Annotated in this window: 2 protein-coding genes; both read left to right on the top strand. The window is 65.6% G+C overall.

The window, feature by feature from the left end:
- On the top strand, positions 1–871 hold an 871-nt coding region (locus H483_RS28515), incomplete at its 5' end, for a type IV secretory system conjugative DNA transfer family protein (RefSeq protein ID WP_017836714.1).
- The coding region (locus tag H483_RS39615; RefSeq protein WP_193746871.1) for a hypothetical protein at positions 868–1,142 on the top strand (275 nt) is incomplete at its 3' end. The genes H483_RS28515 and H483_RS39615, both read left to right, overlap by 4 nt.

Below are 1,142 nucleotides of genomic sequence, written 5' to 3'. Positions count from 1 at the left end.
TGCGCTGGGGCATCGGCCCATCACTCACGTCTACGGCTGGGTGTCCAACCTCGAGGACTCCACCCCGGTGGAGATACTGTCCGACAGTCAGTGGGGACCCCAGGCCGCCGACCTGGCCAGCAAGTACAACGCCGAGCCCCGCACCCGCTCCAACGTGTTCTCCGCCGCCAAGAACATGATCTCCTGCCTCGGTCGACGTCAGATCGTGCGCCTGCTGACCCCCCAGGCCGGCGCCGAACGCTTCGACCCGGTAGCCTTCGCAAGCTCCGACGCCGACACGCTGTATCTGGTGTCCGACGAGGAGAATCCGATCGGCCGACCGGTGACCTCGATCCTGACCGTCGCGGTGTTCAAGGCACTGGTCGACCGGGCCGACCAGTGCCCCGGCTCTCGGCTCCCGGTACCGGTGACCGCCGCCCTGGACGAGATCGCCAACATCGTGCGCTGGCCCCGCCTGCCCGACTACTACTCCACGTTCGGCTCCCGCGGCATCATCTGCGACACCGTGCTCCAGTCCCACGCCCAGGGAGTCGAGGTCTGGGGCGAGCAAGGCATGAAGAAGCTGTGGTCGGCCGCAGCGATCGTGGTCATCGGACCCGGACACAAGGACTACCGGTTCCTTGAGGAGCTGGCCCACCTGATCGGTACCCACACCGAGCAGCAGCGGTCGATCTCCCACGGCGGCGGTGATCGCGGGCGATCGGTGTCTACGCAAACCGTTGAGCGGCAGACCATTACGGCTGCCGAACTGGCTGCCCTGCCGTTCGGACGAATGATCGTGCTCGCCACGGGGCGCCGCCCGATCCTTGCGCGGATGGTGCGGTGGGACCACCAGGATCTGCCGACGATTAAGGAGCTGACTGAAAAATGAGCCACCTGTTCGACAAGAAGCTCGTCGAGGCGTTCGGTGAGACCCTGACGACGGTGACTAAAGAGGCGCTACCCGCAGCTGTAGAGGATGTTCTGGCAACACCTGGGCTCACCGGCCACCTTGCTCGCACCGTGGAGAGGGAGGTCCAGCGGTTCGCCGAGACTGAGCTGGGCGTGCCGCCCATCCTGCGGTTCACCGACGAGTTCGCCTTCTTCGACGATTATCTCCGGCTCGCCTACGAGTCGACGGGGATGAGCCAGAAGTGGTGCTC

Source organism: Dietzia sp. UCD-THP, from assembly GCF_000349585.1.
Classification (GTDB): Bacteria; Actinomycetota; Actinomycetes; order Mycobacteriales; family Mycobacteriaceae; genus Dietzia; species Dietzia natronolimnaea_A.
Note: the sequence above shows the minus strand (reverse complement) of the source record. Positions and strands in the feature narration are given on the sequence as shown.